This is a genomic window from Paraburkholderia sp. HD33-4 (genome assembly GCF_021390635.1).
GTDB lineage: Bacteria > Pseudomonadota > Gammaproteobacteria > Burkholderiales > Burkholderiaceae > Paraburkholderia.
Map to the genome: position 1 here is coordinate 2,184,313 of NZ_JAJEJS010000002.1, position 18,303 is coordinate 2,202,615.

General features: G+C 59.9%; 12 protein-coding genes and 2 pseudogenes. 2 read left to right on the forward strand and 12 right to left on the reverse strand.

All coding sequences use genetic code 11. The features are described from left to right. Positions 1-28 precede the first annotated feature (28 nt). From galU to L0U84_RS29905, 6 genes and pseudogenes are all read right to left on the reverse strand, one after another. Positions 29-934 (reverse strand): UTP--glucose-1-phosphate uridylyltransferase GalU, encoded by a 906-nt coding sequence (gene galU / locus L0U84_RS29880; protein WP_233855670.1) that lies wholly within the window; start codon positions 932-934, stop codon positions 29-31. Positions 935-981: 47 nt separating this feature from the next. Further along, the gene (locus L0U84_RS29885; protein WP_233855671.1) at positions 982-2,139 is read right to left on the reverse strand and encodes a hypothetical protein; all 1,158 of its coding nucleotides are present in this window, start codon (positions 2,137-2,139) and stop codon (positions 982-984) included. Positions 2,140-2,176: 37 nt separating this feature from the next. Then, entirely contained in the window at positions 2,177-3,292 is a 1,116-nt protein-coding gene (locus tag L0U84_RS29890; RefSeq protein WP_233855672.1) for a hypothetical protein, read from the reverse strand. A gap of 188 nt (positions 3,293-3,480) precedes the next feature. After that, positions 3,481-5,745 carry a polysaccharide biosynthesis tyrosine autokinase gene (locus tag L0U84_RS29895; protein WP_233855673.1) on the reverse strand — a complete coding sequence of 755 codons (2,265 nt, stop codon included), beginning with the start codon at positions 5,743-5,745 and terminating at the stop codon, positions 3,481-3,483. A 381-nt stretch (positions 5,746-6,126) separates the two neighbouring features. Continuing rightward, positions 6,127-7,251, reverse strand: coding sequence for a glycosyltransferase (locus L0U84_RS29900; RefSeq protein ID WP_233855674.1), 1,125 nt, complete (start codon positions 7,249-7,251; stop codon positions 6,127-6,129). A 105-nt stretch (positions 7,252-7,356) separates the two neighbouring features. Further along, a pseudogene (locus tag L0U84_RS29905) lies at positions 7,357-7,950 on the reverse strand (sugar transferase); the annotation flags it as partial. Between the two features lie 1,596 nt (positions 7,951-9,546). Here L0U84_RS29905 and L0U84_RS29910 point away from each other — a divergent pair. Beyond that, positions 9,547-10,770 carry a GNAT family N-acetyltransferase gene (locus L0U84_RS29910; protein ID WP_233855676.1) on the forward strand — a complete coding sequence of 408 codons (1,224 nt, stop codon included), beginning with the start codon at positions 9,547-9,549 and terminating at the stop codon, positions 10,768-10,770. 346 nt (positions 10,771-11,116) lie between these two features. On the opposite strand, the pseudogene L0U84_RS29915 reads toward L0U84_RS29910, so the two are convergent. The 6 genes and pseudogenes from L0U84_RS29915 to L0U84_RS29940 form a co-directional block, all read right to left on the reverse strand. Continuing rightward, positions 11,117-11,484 (reverse strand): annotated as a pseudogene (locus tag L0U84_RS29915) (IS30 family transposase); the annotation flags it as partial. A gap of 175 nt (positions 11,485-11,659) precedes the next feature. Next, the gene (locus tag L0U84_RS29920) at positions 11,660-12,766 is read right to left on the reverse strand and encodes a porin (protein WP_233855677.1); all 1,107 of its coding nucleotides are present in this window, start codon (positions 12,764-12,766) and stop codon (positions 11,660-11,662) included. Positions 12,767-12,871: 105 nt separating this feature from the next. Continuing rightward, positions 12,872-14,131, reverse strand: a complete 1,260-nt coding sequence (locus tag L0U84_RS29925) for an MFS transporter (RefSeq protein WP_233855678.1) — start codon at positions 14,129-14,131, stop codon at positions 12,872-12,874. 92 nt (positions 14,132-14,223) lie between these two features. Continuing rightward, on the reverse strand, positions 14,224-15,186 hold the full coding sequence (locus L0U84_RS29930) for a PDR/VanB family oxidoreductase (protein ID WP_233855679.1): 963 nt from the start codon (positions 15,184-15,186) through the stop codon (positions 14,224-14,226). A gap of 14 nt (positions 15,187-15,200) precedes the next feature. Continuing rightward, complete coding sequence (locus tag L0U84_RS29935; protein WP_233855680.1) at positions 15,201-15,983, reverse strand: SDR family NAD(P)-dependent oxidoreductase; 783 nt, start codon at positions 15,981-15,983, stop codon at positions 15,201-15,203. Between the two features lie 105 nt (positions 15,984-16,088). Next, entirely contained in the window at positions 16,089-17,363 is a 1,275-nt protein-coding gene (locus L0U84_RS29940) for an aromatic ring-hydroxylating dioxygenase subunit alpha (protein WP_233855681.1), read from the reverse strand. A gap of 142 nt (positions 17,364-17,505) precedes the next feature. Between L0U84_RS29940 and L0U84_RS29945 the strand changes: the two genes are divergently transcribed. After that, complete coding sequence (locus tag L0U84_RS29945; protein WP_233855682.1) at positions 17,506-18,294, forward strand: IclR family transcriptional regulator; 789 nt, start codon at positions 17,506-17,508, stop codon at positions 18,292-18,294. The last annotated feature ends 9 nt before the right edge of the window (positions 18,295-18,303 follow it).

An 18,303-nucleotide genomic window follows, 5' to 3' on the forward strand; every position in this document is an offset into this window, starting at 1 on the left:
GCAGAGGGCTCCTATGAAATTCGCTGCCTCACACCTCATTGAGCTCACGAGGCAACAGCGCCCCCCCATCGAGTTGCTCGCGAAGATACACGTCGAACGCTTTGCCGACTTCAGGATGCCGCAGTGCGAACTTGACGGTCGCCTTCAGATAGCCGATCTTGCTGCCGCAATCGAACCGTGTGCCGGCGAACCGGTACGCCAGCACCTGCTCGTGCGCGAGCAAGCGTTGCAGCGCGTCAGTCAGCTGATACTCGGCGCCCGCGCCCGGCGCAAGCTCGCGGATATGCCCGAAAATCGCGGGGGTGAGGATATAGCGCCCTATGACTCCTAGATTTGACGGCGCGTCTTTCGGTGCAGGCTTCTCGACAATTCTGGCTACCTTTAGCAAACCGTCCGCCCATTCGCGGCCGCCGACCACGCCATATGAACTGCTAAGCTCCGGTTCAATCGTCTCGACACCGATTACTGAGCTGTGGTAGTGATTGAACAGGTCAATCATTTGAGTGAGCACGGGCGGCTCGCCATGCAACAGGTCGTCCGCGAGGATCACGGCGAAGGGCTCATTGCCCACCAGTTTTTCCGCGCACAGCACCGCGTGTCCGAGACCCAGCGCGTCGGCCTGACGTACGTAAAAACAGTCGACATGACTTGGCTTGATGCCGCGTACGACTTCGAGCAATTTCTCTTTGCCGCGCGCCTCGAGCTCCGCCTCGATCTCATACGACTTGTCGAAATGATCTTCAATGGCTCGCTTGCTCCGGCCCGTCACGAAGATCATTTCCGTGATGCCGGCTGCAATCGCCTCTTCAACGGCATACTGAATCAGCGGCTTGTCGACAACCGGCAGCATCTCTTTGGGACTGGCCTTGGTCGCGGGCAGAAAACGTGTGCCCAATCCGGCCACAGGAAATACCGCTTTCGTCACTTTCAGCATGATTGACCCCGTTGGTAGCGTTGGATTTTTTCGATCCGCGCGCCGACTTATCGGCGGCGCGGCACAGAATCAGGCACCGTCGCAGTGCCTCCACGAGTCGGACTGACCCTGAGCCGCAGGGCGAGAAACATGATCAGCGGCGACACAGGTGAAAGATGTCGCAGGAATGATCCGTAGTCCGGTTCGAAAATGGCTTGTGTTATGACAAAACTGACCAGAAAGCAAAGACAAAGCCTCTCGAATCCGCCAACCGACGGAAAGAGCGACGCGACAGGCCGATAGCGCACGAACACCATTCCAAACGTGAAGAACAGGCCTACGCCCCCAAGCATCTGCATCGGGTAGCCCGATGTAATCAGCCGCAGCGGCAAAACGAAAGTCACCAGCGTAATGGCGGCATTCGCCACGTTAGTGAATATACCGCTGCCTTGAATGAACGGTACTATGATCGAAGCCACGTCCTTCGCGTCGCGCCATTCATTGGCACTCTGCCTCGCGAAATCCAGCGATTGGCCAAGGACCTTCTCGAATGCGAATGCGACGACCATAAACACAAACAATGCAAAAATAATCAGGGATATCGGCCGTCTGAAGCCCCTTGGCGCGAGATAAAGGCACACGGTAGCAATCAGCGTGATCCCCCAATATTGCCTGAAGTACACGGTTATCAACCCCGCCAGCACTGCAAACAGCGGAAATATCGCGCGTGACGAGCTGAAAAACAGCAACAGCAACACCAGAATCGAAATGACGATCTCTTTCGACGGAACGCCAATGTACATCGTCTGATTGATGAGCCAGAATGCCACCACGCCGAATTCGAACGGGCTCAGCAAAGAAACCTTGGAGCGCCAGATGGCGAAAAACATGCCGAAACTCGACACGAGAAATCCCGTCAATGAAATGGTGAAGCTCTGGAGGCCGAAAAAGTTCAAGACCCAGGCAAGATTATCGAATGAGTCTCCAAACGCCTTGAACGACGTGGCGCTTTCCATCCGCCCGAGGATCTCCGCCTCGTCTAACAGAAAACGCGCAGGCAGTGTGCTCTCATGCGCCGCGGAGACGGCGTACAGTGCGATAAACAGAATGAACCAGACCGCAGCAGACACGCCGGGACTCGCACTCCTGCCGATGATGCCGGGGATTTTCACAATGCGCATTTTTGTTCCCTGCAAAGCGGAGCGAGTCGCCTCGCGGTCGAGCAATCAGGCTTACTGCGCCGCAGATTCATGAGCGCCGGGGTCATGGCGTTCCCAATCCGGGTTGGCGCACTGGATAGTCTGCCGCCCCCGCGCCGATCTTGAGCGCCTGGTAGGATCCCACACTGGCGACGATCGTTCCGCCGACGCTGATCAGCAGAAGCGTGTGGATAAACTCGACGCCGAAGAAATGCGCCGCCCCAAGGCTCAGCAAGATCAATAAGGCATTGAGCGTCTGATTCACCAGGTCAATCTTCAGTCGGTTCACGACGACGAATATCTGTGTGGCCATCGAACTGTAGATCGTCATGGCGATGAAATACGGAACGAAGATCGCATACACCGACATCGACGGCTCCCATTCCTTGCCCATCTTCAGGTGGATGATCAGGCTCAGGCCGGCATAGCACGCCGCCACGAGAGCGAGACTAATGAGCGTCAGCATCGTGAAGAACTGCTTTGAGGGATTGACACCAGCCTTCTCTTCGCCATCGAAGTAATCGACCAGATCGCGACGAAAGACGGCACCAAGGCTTTGCGACAGCAGCGACGCGGGAAAGTAACCGACCCGATACGCGAGCGCGAAGATCCCGGCATCCCGATGATCGAAGACCATAGGGATCAGGATCGCGGACGCATAGATCACGAAGGAATTCAGCGTGACGGTCGGCACACCGTATTTGGCGTACCGAATCTGCAGCGCGGAAAACTTCATGAAGGCCGCCGGGATCATCTTTCGCGCGGCGTATAGGTAAATCGCTGCCAGTGCAAAATTCGATGCCAGAAAGATGCAGCTATAGACGTTGAATATGCTGGTTCCCGTGTACTCGCCTTTCGATAGCCCCGTCAGACAGACAAACCAGACGCCGAACAACGCATTCGGGAAGAACCGGATCGCAGCAATCTTCGTGTATTTTCTTTCGCTGGTGAGTGCCGCGCACAACGCCTGCTGCAAGAACACGCCAAACGCGAGACCGACAACCGGGATATATTCCGCGTGGCCCGCCACTGTCGTGGCGACCACGAGCGCGAGGCCGATCATGATGGCTACCGCGCTGGCACTCGTCATTGCGCGCACGGCAAGCGTCTTGTCCGCCGCGAGGCATGCAACTTCCAGGCGCAAGCCGATCACCGTGCCGACGAAAAATCCGCCGGCCATGAGTTGGCTGAAGTACCCGAGTTCCGTGGGTCCACAATACTTTCCGATCAATAGGATCGAAACGAAATTGAGCGCCTGGCTGAGTACGACTCCGGCGATACTGACAAACGAGTGTTTGATATTCACAATTTATCTACGTCGAAAGCCGTTGAGTTTATTTCGCCACGACGATGGTCCCCGTTTGAAAGCTAGCCCTTCTGAGTCTCCGAGCTAACCGGCAACGCCTCGAGATAGGATGCATTGCGATACATGCCGGCGCGCGCGCCCCGGCTATAGCGATATACATCCGAGTCGATCCCGTTGAAGATCACACCCTTGACGTGGGCATTTGCCTGCTTGAGCTGCTTGGACGCCTCGACCACCTCGACTATAGAAGTCGTCTCGAAGCGAGTCACCAGCAGGACCGTGCCACAGCTATTCGCAAGCGCGGTGGCGTCCGATACGGCAAGCACGGGCGGAGTGTCGATCAGCACGATGTCGTAGTGGCCCGTATCGGCGAGGAATTGCTGCATGCGCTCGCTCAGAAGCAGTTCGGCAGGATTCTCCGGAATCGCTCCGCGCGGGACGAAATCGAGTCCGGGACGCAGGTCGCGCATGATTACCGAGTCAGAGATCACGTCCGACGACAGGTAGTCCGCCAGACCCGGTTTCGAATCGACGCCATAGTATTGTTCGAGATGACCTTTGCGCAGGTCCGCATCGATCAACAGCACCCGCTTCCCACCCGCGGCCACCACTGCCGCCAGATTCGCTGAAAGGAACGACTTGCCCACCTGTTCCGTCGGGCCGGTCAGCAGCACGCGGTTGTTGCCCGATTCCGATTCGCGCATGGCGAAATGAAGCGCGGTTCTAAGTCGGCGCAGACTTTCAATTGACGGGTCTCGTGGAAACTCGGTTGCAAGCAGGAATTTGTCGTGCTCGACAGAGTTGGGCGCCTTGCCAATCCGCGCAACTCTCGCCTGCGACAGCGGCACGGTTGCATACACGTTCAGGCCCGTTTGTTCCTCGATCTCCTGTGCATCGGTCACCCCACGGTAAAGCGCCTGGCGCGCGAAGGCCGTGCCCACGCCCAGAACCAGGCCACCCAGCGCAGCATAGATAACGACCAGAAGCTTCGCTGGCCTGATCGGGTCTTTCGGCACCACCGGGCTATCGATCAACCGCACCGTTCCCACCTTTCCGGCGCGAACCAGTTTCAGCTGCTGCATGTTGTTCAACATGCCGACATACAGCTCGTTATCGACGGTCACGTCGCGGGTCAGGCGTACCGCATTCTGCTCCAGGTCCGGCAACGCGTGTTGCTGCTGGGTCAGAGTCGCGAGCGTTGCGGACAGCACGCCGATCTGGTGATCGAGCGCCTGGATCGTGGGATGCTCCGGCGAGTAGATCACGCTCAGTTCCGCGCGCTTTTGCTTCAGTTCGAGCAGGCTCCGCTGCGCAGCAACGCTCTGATCCAGATAAGCCTTGCTCTGCTCGCTGAGATCGAACACGCCCACGCGGTTGCGCATGTCGTTGTATCGGTCTTCAGCGCGCTCGAGGTCGGCCTTGAGTTGAGGCAGCAAATCGCTCAGAAATGCGAGCGACTTCTCAGCCTCTGCCGCTTTGCGTTTCACATTCTGGTCGACATAGGCATTACCGATCTCGGCTAGCGTGCGGGAAGTCAACAACCGGTCTGAACCTGTCAGGGAGGCGCCGATGATGCTGCTGTCCTTGCTACCCTTCTGCACGATCTTGAGCCTGTCCTGCAGGCGTTCCACCGTTTTTTCGCGCGACTCTTTTTTCAGAATGAATTCTGTACCTGGCCTCGCGCTCAGCGATTCCACGCGCAGCGTGATGACGCCATCGGGCTGCTTCAGCTCGAGCGGTACGCCCACGTGCCCTTCGACCGGCTTATCGAGGTCGGGCTGCTCGAGGCGGTAACGGCCACCATCTAGTGCGGTCAGGGTGAATTTCTCGCCCTCGAAAGCTTCGGGCACGCTAAAGGTGGAAACCTTCAGCGATTCATCGTTCCACGCATATCCGCTTCCTTTGAGGATACCTGGTTCAGAAAAACCTTTGGCGTGCCCCGCCAACCAGTCTCCAATTAGAGGAAGGCGCTTCGGCTTTGCGCTGATATCGAGTCCAAGCTCGTCGACCACTTTTCCGACCACCATTCTCGACTGAAGAATTTCCATTTCGGCCGTTGAGTCTGTCTTGACGTCGAACATGCTGGAGACGTCGCCCAAAGGACCTTTGGTGTTATTGGTCGGAATGCTGTTTTCAACCTCGACGAGGATATTGGCCTCATACACCGGTGGCGCTAAAAACGCGTAAGCAACGCCCAGGGCGAGGACACCGCCGGCGATTCCACCAACCAGCCAACGTTTTGCCACGAGCACGTCGAAATAGCGAGAAAGACTGATATCCTCATTTCGGAGCACAGCAGCATTCGCAAGTGGAGAGCTATGATTCATCGAAACCCCGGCTGATGTATGGAAAATTCGAATTTTTTGATTGGGTACGCAAGCAAGCCGCTGGCCAACTCTCGTTCTTGTCACTAGGCGCTAGACTGTCAGCGCTCATGCCCTTGGCGCCAGTTCTGAATGCAATACAGATGTTATAACGTCGCCCTGCGTTGAACGTTGCCTGCCGCGCTAAAGAACAGCAAACAATCTATTCACACCAGCCATCAGTTCAGATTAACTGATGGCTACTCCTGTTTCCGTACGCTGTCGCACATCAAACTTTTATCCGTACCGGGAATCCGTTAAATATCCTCAATAGCGAGCCCACTTTAAAAAGAGGAGCCAGTGATGCGTGAGATACCCTCGCCCAGACCACGCGGCTTCCCGCAATTATTCGCTCAGCACCGGACGCCCTTGGCGAAGGCGGCTTAGCTGGACCGAATAAAGCTGCATCATGTTGTTGAAGAAGCGGTCTTCACTGAACCGGCTGTGTGCTTCATGCTGCGCCCGGCGTGATAGACCTTCACGAAAGCTATGGTCCTTCATGATTCTCTTGATCGACGCTGTTGCCTGCGCCGCCGTCTGGTAGATGACGCCGGTCGAATCATGACGAACGGTGTCGATATTGCCGGGACAGTCCGACGCCACGACCGGCGTGCCGAGCGTCATCGCTTCGATGAGCGAGATTGGCATTCCCTCCCAGGAAGCCGTCGAAAGATAGATATCCGCCTCTGCAACAGCGTCCATAACGTCCGAACGCGTCAGCCAACCGGTCACGCGCACACCGGCATCTTCAAGGGTTCTTTTCAGACCTGCGTCGCCGTCGCCGATCCACACGAACTCCGCGTAGCCACGTTCGAACGACCGGGCTATTTCCGCGAACAGTTGGGGATTCTTTTGCACACGAATGCCGCCGACGGTTGCAATGATTGGCCTGCGTTTCGAGCCGGTTCTTTCCGCGCCTGGGCGACGATTGTCGCGCTGAATAGCGACGCCCTGCTCCATCGCATTCTCGACCAGCACTGCCTCCCGCCCAAGGTAGCGGCGAATCGCTGCGCGTTCACTTTCAGAGCATCCCACATAGGTGCAGTTTTTCACGCTCGCGAGCCACTCCAGTGCGGCGAAACAGTATCGTTTCACCGTGCCAATGTCCCTCCGCATGAATGAGATGCAATGAGGGCTATATAAGAATGCCGTCTCTGGCAGCGCAAACAAAGTCGACACCCGCCCGAGGAAGCCCGCGAACGACGAGTGCATATGGACGATATCCGGATTCAATTCGATGATCCGCCGGCGCAAGTCAGTCAGCATGCTCGTCACAGACGGCCCCTTCATCTGAAGATGCCGCAGGGCGACCTCCGGATGGAAGAGCGCATGTAGGTTCTTCGGCGTTTCTTCGCGCTCCGAGTAGATCACATAAACCTCATGACCTTCCTTGGCGAGGCGTGTGGCAAGCGTACTTACAACCGCGAGCGTCCCTGTAGCAGTCGATTCGATTACGTGGATCACTCTCATAGCATTTCTCTCGTAAGTGGATCAGCACTGACGCGACACATTGCCGGTCCGTCGAGGCGATCGGACCGACACGCAAGCTACGACAAAGAACAGACTTCGACCGGCTTAATAGGCACCGTCTTTCTCGAATACGACTTTGACCGTTCTCAGAAGAATCGACATATCGAATGCCAGCGACCGATTGGTTGCGTATTTGACGTCGAGCGAAACCCGCGTCGGATAGTCCACATCGTTGCGGCCGCTGACCTGCCACAAGCCTGTCATTCCCGGCTTCAGTGCGAGGTAGTAGCCGACATCGTCTCCGTATCGCACCAGTTCCTTTTGCACGACCGGACGGGGGCCGACCAGACTCATATCGCCACGCAACACGTTCCAGAGTTGCGGCAATTCATCGAGGCTGGTTTTTCGCAAGATGCGGCCGACCGGCGTGATACGTATATCGTTCTTCAGCTTGAAATCACGATCCCATTCAGCACGAGCTTGCGGATCCGTTGCGAGCAGTCTCGCAAGAACCTCGTCTGAGTTCTTCACCATCGAGCGGAATTTCAGGCACTTGAAAGTACGTCCACCTCGTCCGATTCTTGGGTGACCATATATGGCGTTTCCGCGGTCGCTCATGACGATCAGCGCAATGACGAGCAGAACCGGAAAAAGAAGGATGAGCAGAATGGACGCCGCGGAGATGTCCACCGTTCTCTTTGCTGCGTTGTCCCACCACGTTAGTAGAAGATTTGCGTTTGCCGGATTTGAGCCTTCCGATGTGATCTGTTTTGATGTGACTATGATGCACGCGCCTTCCAGTTTCGGATCCGCAGTGGCGTCGGAATCAAACATATTTTCCCCTTGACGGTCTTGATTGGCTTTTATTACAAGCTGTCACCTGCAGATACCATGGCGAGCGCATTTAAGTAAAACGTCTGCTGCTCGCAAACGTTAAAATTCTTTGCTTACTTCCCGATTTCTCTTTTTTGCCGAACAGGAAAGACGCTTTTCGTCTTTGAAAGAATTCTGCACATTCGAGGACAGCTAAACGTGCATCTTTGTTGAAAGAGCATCTTTTTTGGATCGTCGCGGAGGAATTTATTCCGATGAAATGGCGACACGCGCGCATGCACGGTCACCCACGGCATGAAGTATCCGTGATTGGTTCCATTACCCAATGCGCGCTACCGCACATGGCGGTAGACCTTTCTCCTGCGGTAGAATTTGCTCGTTATGGAATGCCCTGAAGCTCGGTCTGGTGTTAAGGCTTTGCGCTCCATGGCTTCGGCTGAATTAATGCCGTCCCCAAACGGCGGTCAAGCGACCCGATCCGGACCGGGACCTTCAAATATCGGCGGCCGCAGTTGTCTTCGCTGAAGCAGCCCGCGTCCAGTTCAAGCGCCGCGACAAATCGGGCGAGACGGTTCAGGAGCGGCGATTGACGCCTCGAGTGATACTTTTCTCTTTATTCGCCGGTTTATTTCTCTTTTGCGGGCAGTCATCGAGCTGTTCAATGAGACCAACTGGTCGTTCTCCGCAAGCGACCCGTCGTACGGCGATCCGAACGGAATCTCGGGCTATATTTTGACTCGGAGCAAGACGCTGTATTCGAAAGCGAAGACCGTGCGTCACCCTCGACGAGTTGTACCTGCCTGCGCTGCTCGAGCGCGAGGATGACGTCGCTCCGGCCAACGACTGGGCGCACGGCTTCATGCGCGGCGTGCAGATGCGTCCTGCAAGCTGGGGCGAACTGATCCACGACGAACCTCGCGGTCGAAGTGACGGCCTGCGAACAGTTCCTCAAGGCTCTTCGGCTTGCCATCGTCGGCTCTCTACTCGTTCAGTCCGACACTCTAACCGATTCGCCAGTGCGATTTGCACCAGAGCCGCGGCGCTGAACCCGGCGCGCGCAGCCGCCTGAGCTGGTCCTTGCTTGAGTCTGTACTTCATGTAGAGCCTCATCTGATAGTCGTTGATGTGTCGCGCGGGCACTGCGCCTCCCTTGACATGGAAGACTCAGTTCATACCCGATCTACCGCGACCACCGACGAGGCTCTCCAATGACGGGTGGCCTTCACCAGATTGCTCATTGTCAGGTTCGACACTTCGTGGACCTTGCGACCGCATTGATACCGGCAGCGGCCGACTGAACTGAACAGTGTGCCGGCTACCGTACGGAACGCTACACGTCTCAAGCCTTAAATTCCCGCAAAGCGCGAATTCGCACCCGGTAGCCCGCACGCCGAAGCGCGCCGAGCGATACCGCGAGGACAGCGGCGAGACGACCCACTTGAATCCAGCCTGAGCTACGCCATGCAGCGATCTGAAGACATTGTGAGCAACCAGCAATCCGGCCTCGAAATCATCACTGATCCCGACGCTTTCCTCGCGCTTCGAAGCGCATGGAATACGCTCTGGTCGAAAGCCGACGGACGCCATCACCAGGCTTTCGCCGTTTGCTGGCTGTGCTGGGCTCAGGTGATGAAGCCCCGCGGTCGCCGGCTGCATTGCATCGTGTATCGGGAAAACGGTGAACTTGTGCTCGTCTGGCCGCTCGTGAGCCACCGGCGGTTCGTCTGGACCGTGCTAGAACCGCTTACGCCCGGTACCGCTGAATACACTAGCATCCTCACCGCCGCCGGCGCGAGTGTGGCGATCGATGCAGCTTGGCGCGCCGCGACCCGCTCCTCCCACGCCGATATCTTCAATATTCCGTACGTAGACAAGAACGCGCGTCTCTACGATCTCGCATCGCGATACGCGGGCCTCGTCACAGCGACGCAGAATGTCTCCGCGATGGCGTTACTGCGTAAGGAGCCTGACTGGACGGCTTATTGCCACACGCTCGGCGTGTTGTCGAAGAAGAAGCCTGGCGCGCGTGAAAGGCGCTTCGCAAAGGAAGGTACCTTGGAAATCCGCGCTCTCGAAGCTAAGGATACGCACGCGCACGCCCAATGGGTGGACTGGATATTCGCGCGTAAGCGCGAATGGGCAGAACGCGTCGAAAAAACAGGATCCTGGCTTTATTCGCAGCATTATCGGGACTTTCTGGTCAACCTCGTCGACGGCACGCACACGCAGCCGATGGGGATACTTTTCGTGATGACTCTTGACGGCACGCCGGTCGCCGCAAGCCTGATAGGCTTGGGGCATACATGCGTGAACGGTCTGATCGCAGGCTTCGAGTCGAAGTTTTCCAGGTTCGCCCCCGGTTCGATCATGATGGAGCGCTGCATCAAGTGGGCATGGGAAAATCGTATGGATGTCGACTTCGGCGTCGGCACGGAAGATTTTAAAGCGTACTGGAGCCGGGGCAATGTACTGCCGAACACCAGCTTTCAGATTGCTACCACGCGGTGGGGAAAAATGGCGCTTTACGCGAAGGGTGTCGTGAAAAAACTGGCCGATATGCGCGCGGCCAGAGCACGCCCTAGCGCCGACAAATCCACGACGACCGCCGAGACGGCTGAGTCGGATATCGCTGAAATGCGGCTACCTCTCGCCACGGCGCAACCGCCGGAACTTGGCGAAGCCTGAAGTGAAGTGGAAAAGCGTGCTGCAAAAGCTTCCCTCTCCCGGCTGTCGCAAGCGCAGATTCATCGCAAAGCACGAAGCGGCACAGCACTGGAAAAGACAGAGGGTGATAAGGCTGCTCGTAACGTCTACGTGCAAAACCCCCTCACCCACTTTCCCTCGCATAGTCGATAAGAACGATCCGGATTTCTCCGGTAGGTACACGCGTCGGACAGCCTTGGCGATCGACCAAACGGACGTCCAGGTACGGTATCTGGGCGGCTCAAATTGGCCGGACACGGTCCGACGCCAAATGAATAGCGCGGCCCGCCGTCGACCGGCATGTGTTCGGCACAAGTCAACTGCGGATTCAACCGGTCGATGCAACGGATCGATGGAATCGCTGGGCCGGCGTGTCAAAGTTTAGCGTCTTACGAGGACGCTCGTTGAGACGCCTCGCTACGGCGTCGAGTTCGGCTTGGGAATCGACAGAGAGGTCGGTCTGTGGATCGCAGAAATAGACCTGGCTCCCCTGGTTGTCACTAAAGCGTTTGTGATCAGCCACTTCCGTACCCCTGTCCCAGGTCAGCGATTTATAAAGTTCCCGAGGTAACACTTGCTGGCATGTCGTATCAGCGCGTTGACCACAGCCTCGGAATCCTTGCCAGCAACCTTGACCAGCATCACGAATCGACTTTGACGTTCGACCAGAGTCGCAATCTGGCAGGTAGAGTTGCCTCGAGGAACTGATTTCGCTCGACCTGCTCGACGAATCGTTCCTGAACGGCATCGAACAGATCCACTCACTCGTCGTGCGGCTTGCGGGCAGCAGCTGCATCGTCGTGCGCCGAATGGAAAAAGGCCCAACGGTGTCGCTATCTGCCATTCCCGCTGGCAACGCAAACCACCATGTTCAGAACTTATGCAGCACGCCGACCGCAATCGCCAGCTGATTCGCGCCGGTTTTCACGGTCGTCGTCGCGACCGAAGTCGCCCAGCCCGTCGCACTCAGCGCGGCCTTCGAGCTGTTGATCACATACGTAATGTCCGTGTACAGCGCCGTGCGCTTCGACAGCCAGTAGTCCGCGTTGACGCCGGTGCTCAATGCGTGCGCGTCGACCTGGCGATACGCGTGGTAGTAAGTCGCGGCGGCCAGGTCCAGTGCCGGCGTCACCCTGTAGCGCACTCCCGCGAACGCCATCGACTGCGGCGGCGATGCGGCGAGCGTCGACTGGACGTCGTTCAGCAGCAATTCGTAGCCGCCATACAGCGTCGCCTTGCCGATCTCGTACGAACCGCCGGCCACGTAGCGCCGCTCGCTGTCACCCGATGACGCGATAGACGAACCTTGCCGCTGCTCGTACACGAACGTCAGATTCAGCGGCCCCTGAACATAGCGTCCGCCGATGTCGTACTGCTTGCCGACGCGGAACGAGCCCGCCACCGGCACGTTGTAGGTGACTGCGTCATAGCCGAAGCTGTAGAGCGCGTTCAGCTCGAACGGTCCCACATGGCCAAGGTACGAAACCGAGTTATCCGCCCGACCGACGAACTGCGCGTCCTGCGCTGAGAAGCCGTAACTCGAATAGCCGAGCGGGTCGAGCGCGAGGAAGTAGCGATACATTGGCGTCATTTGCCGGCCGAGCATCATCGCGCCGTACCGGTCCGCTTCGAGTCCGACGAACGCCTGCCGGCCGAACAGCCGCCCGCCTTGCTGCAGCGCGCCTGTGTTCATCGCGATGCCCGATTCGAGCGTGAAAATCGCCCGCAGTCCGCCGCCGAGATCTTCCTTGCCCGTGAAACCCCAACGCGAGTTCAGCCGATTGCCGGTGCCGAGAGCGACCTGCGTGCCCGACGATCCCTGCGGCGTGACAGCGTGAGTCACGTACGTCACCCCTGAGTCGACGATGCCATACAGCGTGACCGACGACTGCGCGTGCGCCGTGCCGCAGATGCCGATACCAATACCACATGCAAAAAGGACCTTCGACGGCCTGGCGAGAGGCTTGTGCTTCACCATTTGTCTCCTGCTGAAAATGGGTTGTTTTGGGCTGCGAAATAGTTATGTTCGACCTATGTCGTCGTGCAAGCCGGTGCGTGGTCGCGCCGGCTTGCCGAGAATCGGTCATTCGCGTGCGATTTGCGGGTTGACGAAGAACATCGCGACGACGGCGATCGCAGGTCCGACCGCGAGCGTGAGAAGCGCGAGCATGAACGAATGGCTCGCGCCATACAGCGAGCCGACCACCATCGGCGACACCGCGCTGCCGGACTGCCAGATCGCATTGGTCCAGCCGGCGCTCGCGCCCGCGAGACGTTTGCCGGACGCGTCGCTGACCTGTGCCATCAGCACCGGCAGATAGCCGAACGAGAACGCACCGAGGATCGGCGCGACCAGATAGAACTGATGCACCGTCGAGCAGCAGCCGAACACCAGCAGCGTGATCGCGAACGCGATCAGGCAACCGATCGACATCATCCGCCGCGACACGCCGGGCAGGTCGGAGATCCAGCCGAGCGTCGGTTTCGCGATCACCGCGCCGATGCCGAACGAGGCGACGATCGACCCGGCTACGATCGGCGCGATGCCGTATTGCCGCGTCATCAGTGCGTTGCCCCATGCACCGAAGCCGACGGTCGCCCACAAGCCGCCGCAGCCCGCGATCGACAGCGCGATCAGGTTACGGTTTCGCAGCAGGCCGAGCATTTCCTGCATGCTGTTGCGCGCGGGCTTCGCTTCGTTCGACGGCCGGTTCTTCAGCAGCAGCAACGTGACGATGCCCCAGGCGAACGTAACGATGCCGAGCATATGGAATGCGTTCGACCAGCCGTGGCGCGCAGAGAACGTCGGCACGACCGCATTCGCGATCACGACCGCGAGCGACGTCGCAGTCGTGTACAGGCCCATTGCGCGGCCACGGTCGCGCGTGAACCATGCGGGAATGATCTTCATGCCGGCCGAGTAATCGGCACCCGCCGCGAAGCCCATCGCAGCCTGAATCACGATGCCGAAGGCGAGCGAATACGTATAGCCGAACGTGAAAGTCAGCACGCCGAGCGGCAGCAGCGCGAGCGTGAGCATCGCCCGACCGCCGAGCAGATCGGTCAGCATCCCGCCGACCACGTTCGCAAGCACATAGCCCGCGTAGAACGCGGTCACGAACGCGCCGAGCATCGACACGCTGATGCCGAGCGACGCGCCGACCGGCGCGGCGACCGTACTCCACGCGACGCGGACCACATAGCTGAGCAGAAACGCGGCCCACACGATGAACAGCGCGATCCAGCGATACGGGCTGGTGTCGGCGCCACTCGCCGCCCCCGCACCGTTCGCGGTCCAGACGCTCGCGGGCATACCCTCCGACGACGCGAGATTTTTCTCCATGACTCCTCCAATGGCGGGCGTGCCAGCGGCCGCCCGTTTTCTTTCTGATGGATGGCCCCGACCGCGCCTCGCGGCCGGGCCGGCGCTTACCGTTAGAGATCGAGCACGAGCACCCTCGACTTCGCACGTGAACAGCACGGCAGGAACTGATCGTTGCGGGCCTGCTCTTGCGGCGACAGGAACAGGTCGCGGTGGTCGGGTTCGCCTTCGAGCACCCGCGTGACGCAGGTGCCGCAGATGCCCTGCTCGCACGACACCGGCACCTCGACGCCCGCCGCGGCGAGCGCCTGCGTGACCGTGCAATCGGCCGCAATCGACACGACGCGGCCCGAGCGCGCCAGCCGCACGTCGAACGACGCGCCATCGCCGGCAGGCTGCGCCGCCGCGAAGTACTCGTAGTGCAGGCGATCGTCGCTCCAGCCGAGCGAGCGCGCCGTGTCGAGCACCGCGTTCATGAAGCCCTGCGGACCGCATACGTACAGATGCCGATCCGCCTCGGCGTCTGTCAGCAGTGCGTTGAGATCGAGCATGCCGTGCTCGTCGTCGAAGTGGTATTGCACGTTATGCGCCCACGGCGACGCGGCAATCCGCTCGACGAACGCCGCACGGCTCTTCGAGCGCGCGCAGTAATGCATGTCGAACGCTGCACCCATGGCGGCCAGGTGCTCCGCCATACAGAGAATCGGCGTCACGCCAATGCCGCCCGCGAGCAATAGAGGCTTCGCGTGATCCCTTGCGAGCGGGAAGTGATTGCGCGGCACGCCGATGCGAATCGCGTCGCCTTCGTTTACTGCGTCGTGCATGCGCTGCGATCCGCCGCGCGAATCGGCGTCGCGCAACACCGCGATCTGATACCGGTGACGCTCGCCAGGCGCGTTGCACAACGAGTACTGCCGCACCGGGCCGCCCGGCACGTAGACGTCGATGTGCGCGCCCGCCTCGAACGGCGGCAGGTCGCGGCCGTCGACGTCGACGAACTCGAAGCCGGCGATCCCGTCGGCTTCGTCGCGCCGTGCGGCGACACGTACCATCAGTGTGGAATCGGTCATGTTCATGCCACCTCCTCCGCTCACATCGCCGACAGGCCGCCGTCGACCATCAGCGTCGTGCCGGTGATATACGATGCCTCGTCACTCGCAAACCACAGGATCGGCCAGGCGATCTCTTCGGGCGATGCCCAGCGGCCGATCAGCGACGTGTCCTGGCGCTGCGTCTTCAGCACTTCGACGCTCTTGCCCGACGCAATGGCTCGGTTCACGTGGAATTCGGTCAGCGTCGAACCTGGGCACACCGCGTTCACGCGCACGCCGTTCGCGCTCTCCTCGAACGCGAGCGTGCGGGTCATTGCGAGCATGCCGGCCTTGGTGGCGTCGTACAGGCCCATGCCCTTGCGGCCGGTCACCGCGTAGCACGACGAGACGTTGACGATGCTCGAACGCCCGGCGCGACGCAGGAACGGCAGCGCCGCCCTGCAATAGTTCGAGGTGCCGACCAGGTTGACCGACACCATCGCCTGCCATTCGGCCGGCGTCGCGTCGGCGAGCGCGCTGTAGTTGCGCATCGCCGCGTTGTTCACCAGCGCGTCGAGCCGGCCGAACGAATCGGCGGCGAGTTCCGCCGCGCGCACTGCGTCGCCTTCGTGCGACACGTCGGCCGCGAAGGTCTCGACACGTGCGCACGGATCGGCCGCCTTCAGTTCGTCGGCGACGCGCGCGAGCGCTTCCGGGTTCGCATCGACCAGCACTACCGCGGCACCCTCCGCGCAGAACACGCGCGCGGTCGCGGCACCGATGCCGCCTCCGCCGCCGGTGATCAGCGCGACCTTGTGCTCGAGTCTTTTACGTTGCTGCATTGCATGCCGGCGCGTGCCGGCCTCCTTTTGCGGAATAGGCGGAAGGTCCCAGTCGGACCAGACGACGAGACGCGGAGCCGGAGCGAAGTCCGGCTCCGCCGTAGATCAGATCGAGTAGATCGGCTGGTCCTTGCCATCGTGCAGATGGATCACCGCCCATTCCTGCGGCTTCTGCTCGCGCGGCAGCAGCACGCCGGCTGCGCGCACGCGCTGCTGGTCGGCGTCGATCGCGGGCGGATCGGTGTCGGGCACCAGCGCCGTGGCCGCCTCGTACATCATGCGGCGCGCCATCACGATCGCGCGGTCGGTCGGCAGCAGCTTCTCCTTGCTGTGGTCCTGGATCGGACCCATGCTTTCCTGCAGCGACGCGTCCTGCATCGCGAAGCCGAACACGCCCGAGTACGCGCGCTTGTCCTTCTGTGCCTGACGGTCGATCAGGTAGTCGTTGTCCTTGTTCGCCTTCGGACGGAACCTGCCACCTTCCTCGTACTCGCAGTGAATGCCCTTGCCTGCGTTCAGGTCGGCCAGTTCCTGCTCGTCGAGCGGACGGTCCGGGCGGAAATTGATGCTCCACGCCCAGCAGCTGTGATCGTCGATCGGCACCCACACGTGGCCCGCGAGCGAGTGATCGCCGAACGGCGGGATCAGCGTGTACCACGGGAACAGCCACTGCGTGACGCGCCAGTAGTACGAATCCGGCTCGCCGTTGCGGCGGCCGAACAGCGTGAGGCCGAACGGCTGCTTCTCGATCTCGAAGATCACGTTGCCGTCGGCCTTGATGTAGTCGAGCGCCTTCGTGCCCTGGTGCATCGGGTCTTCGTCGACTTCGTAACGGTGCACGTACGACACGTGGCTCGTGTCGATGCCACCTTCCATCGCCTGCAGATAGTTCGATTCCTGCAGCCGCTTCGACACGAACACGTGGCTCTCCGGCAGGTTGCACCACTCGAGATCCGGCGGCGCCGGCTGGCGATCCTTCGGTCCCATGTACGCCCACACGATGCCCGCCCGTTCGATGCACGGATAAGCGGTGATGCCCATGTGTTTGCACGCCTGCGGCGCGGACGGCACTTCCACGCAGTTGCCGTTGCGGTCGAATTTCAGGCCGTGATACGAGCAGCGGATGCCGTTCTCTTCATTACGGCCGAAGTACAGCGACACGCCGCGGTGCGAGCAGAACTCGTCGATCAGCGCCGGCTGGCCATCGGAATCGCGGAACGCGAGCAGCTTTTCGCCAAGGATCTGCACGCGCACCGGCGGGCAATCGGGCTCCGCGATTTCGCTCACGAGCAGCACCGGCACCCAGTAGCGGCGCATCAGATTGCCCATCGCCGTGCCTGGGCCAGTGCGAACCAGGGTCTCCGACATGTTCTTGTCCATATTTCCTCCGACTTAAAGTTGTCCGCTGTGTGAGAATCTGTTCTCATTGTACGGACAGATTGACCGACGTCAAGTTCGTGCCGCTAGGGACCTTCACTACAATGTGCAATCGACGCGGATCGGCGTAGAAAGGAAATTTCAAATGGAAGAAAAAAAGCCGCACGAAAATGTGCGGGCAGTCGAACGGGCGCTAGAAATTCTTCTGGCATTCCGGCCAGGGGACAAGGAATTGACCGTCGCGGAGCTTCTGACCCGCGTCGATCTGAGCCGACCGACGCTGTACCGGCTTCTGAACACGCTCGAACAGAACGGCTTTCTTGCGTCGTCGGGCGAGCCGCAGCGCTTCAGGCTCGGCAGTTCGGTTGCGCAACTCGCGCATGCGTGGATGGCGAACAATACGATCGCGCAGCTCGCGCAGCCGATGCTGCGCGAGCTTTGGGAAGCGACCTCGGAGACGGTCGCGTTGTTCGTGCCGGAAGGCACCTACCGGATCTGCGTGGCCGAACTGGAAAGTCCGCAGCCGCTCAGTTTCCGGCGCGGGGTCGGCTATCGCGAGAAACTCGTGATCGGCGCGAGCGGCCGCACGATTCTTTCGCAGATGCCGTTGTCGGCGGACGATCTGCGGCGCTATCTGACCGATCCGAATCAGGACGTCGCGGCGCTCGCCGCCGATCTCGACGCGGTCCGGGCACAGGGTTTCGGCACCAGTCATCACGAGCTGATCGCAGGTGCCGTCGCGGTGGCCGCGCCGTTCTTCAACGGCGCAAACCAGGTGGCGGGCTCGGTCTGCATCTTCGGGCCGAGCGTGCGCGTAACAGATGAGCGCGTCGCGCAGTTCGCGGAGTTGCTCAAGCGCGAGGTGGGCAACCTGTCGCGTGCGCTAGGGCATCAAGGGGGAACAGAACAGGTGCCCCGGGCGGTGCGTCGCTGAGGCCAGAAA

Bases quoted from the DNA above. Each gene is read 5' to 3' on its own strand.
- L0U84_RS29890 (WP_233855672.1), bottom strand. From the start codon at position 3,292: ATGGCCGGCGGATTTTTCGTCGGCACGGTGATCGGCTTGCGCCTGGAA.
- galU (WP_233855670.1), bottom strand. From the start codon at position 934: ATGCTGAAAGTGACGAAAGCGGTATTTCCTGTGGCCGGATTGGGCACA.
- L0U84_RS29920 (WP_233855677.1), bottom strand. From the start codon at position 12,766: ATGGTGAAGCACAAGCCTCTCGCCAGGCCGTCGAAGGTCCTTTTTGCA.
- L0U84_RS29910 (WP_233855676.1), top strand. From the start codon at position 9,547: ATGCAGCGATCTGAAGACATTGTGAGCAACCAGCAATCCGGCCTCGAA.
- L0U84_RS29900 (WP_233855674.1), bottom strand. From the start codon at position 7,251: ATGAGAGTGATCCACGTAATCGAATCGACTGCTACAGGGACGCTCGCG.
- L0U84_RS29945 (WP_233855682.1), top strand. From the start codon at position 17,506: ATGGAAGAAAAAAAGCCGCACGAAAATGTGCGGGCAGTCGAACGGGCG.
- L0U84_RS29930 (WP_233855679.1), bottom strand. From the start codon at position 15,186: ATGAACATGACCGATTCCACACTGATGGTACGTGTCGCCGCACGGCGC.
- L0U84_RS29940 (WP_233855681.1), bottom strand. From the start codon at position 17,363: ATGGACAAGAACATGTCGGAGACCCTGGTTCGCACTGGCCCAGGCACG.
- L0U84_RS29935 (WP_233855680.1), bottom strand. From the start codon at position 15,983: ATGCAGCAACGTAAAAGACTCGAGCACAAGGTCGCGCTGATCACCGGC.
- L0U84_RS29895 (WP_233855673.1), bottom strand. From the start codon at position 5,745: ATGAATCATAGCTCTCCACTTGCGAATGCTGCTGTGCTCCGAAATGAG.
- L0U84_RS29925 (WP_233855678.1), bottom strand. From the start codon at position 14,131: ATGGAGAAAAATCTCGCGTCGTCGGAGGGTATGCCCGCGAGCGTCTGG.